Genomic DNA, 1227 nt, shown 5'->3' on the forward strand with positions numbered 1-1227 from the left:
GGAATCGCTGATCAATTCGTCTCTGGGCTGTTGAAGCGCTCAGAGCGGCACATTCACCGCGTCAGCGGTCGCTTTCTGGCCACCGAAGGTGGCCTATTTACCCTGGCAGCCGGCTTTACCGGCTGCCAGGCCAGTTTCAAGACACCCTGGCCCCGTCAGCATGACCTCGACATCGTCCAGCCAGCACCAGGTTGCTGAGTGCGAACAGGGTGAGCAACTGCGCCTGGTTCTTGGCCAGACCCTTGTAGCGAACCTTCCGGTAGCCGAAGAGGCTCTTGATGACATGAAACGGGTGCTCGACCTTGGCACGGATACTGGCTTTGATCTTCTCGAATTCCAGCAACAGCGTTTTCCTGGGGCTGTCGTCCATCTTCTTGAGGGTGCCGCGTTTGGCCGCGATCCAGCACCGGGAATCCGGGTCACCCTTCTCTTCGTCCAGGTACTTCCACATGCCGGTGTAACCGGCATCGCCATATACCCGTTTGTCGTCATCCCGAACCAGATGGCCTGCCATGGTGACATCGGCCACATTGGCCGAGGTGGCGGCGACACTGTGAGTCAGTCCGGTCACGGCATCGACACCAATATGGGCCTTCAGTCCGAAGAACCACTGATTGCCTTTCCTGGTCTGCTTCATCTCTGGATCGCGCTGCCTGGCCTTGTTCTTGGTGGAAGGGGCGGCCGCCACGATGGTGGCGTCGACGATGGTGCCCTCGCGCATGAACAGGCCCTGCTCGGCCAGGCTGGCGTTGATCTCCTCGAAGATCCGTTGAGTCAGCGCATGCTTTTCCAACAGATGGCGGAAGCGCAGCAGCGTGGTGGCGTCCGGCACACTCTCGATGGCCAGGTCGATGCCGATGAAATCGCGCATGGCCTGGCTGTCATAGATGGCATCCTCCAACGCTTCGTCAGCCAGCGCATACCACTGCTGCAGGAAGTAAATCCGCAGCATGCGTTCCAGGCCAGTGGGCGGCCGGCCGCGCTTGCCCGCCGAGTTCGGAAAGTAGGACGGCGACAGCGCATCGGTCAGCCGTTGCCAAGGCACCAGGGTGTCCATCTGGGTCAGGAACCGCTCGCGGCGGGTAATCTTCTTCTTGTTCTGATGTTCAGCCTGGGCGAACGAGATCTGCTTCATCGGGTGGCTCTGTCAGACGGGGGCAGGAGGCAAGATTCTACCCCGCCAGAGACGCTCAGGCAGCTACGGCGGGATTTGTGCAGCGTTTCCCT

At 60.6% G+C, this 1227-nt stretch carries 1 protein-coding gene; it reads right to left on the reverse strand.

All coding sequences use genetic code 11. The annotated features are described in order from the left end of the window. Window positions 1-136: 136 nt before the first annotated feature. Window positions 137-1135: an IS5 family transposase gene (locus DOM57_RS19755; RefSeq protein WP_110650980.1), complete on the reverse strand. Its 999-nt coding sequence runs from the start codon at window positions 1133-1135 to the stop codon at window positions 137-139. Between the last annotated feature and the right edge of the window lie 92 nt (window positions 1136-1227).

The organism is Salinicola peritrichatus (assembly GCF_003206715.1).
Lineage (GTDB): Bacteria > Pseudomonadota > Gammaproteobacteria > Pseudomonadales > Halomonadaceae > Salinicola > Salinicola peritrichatus.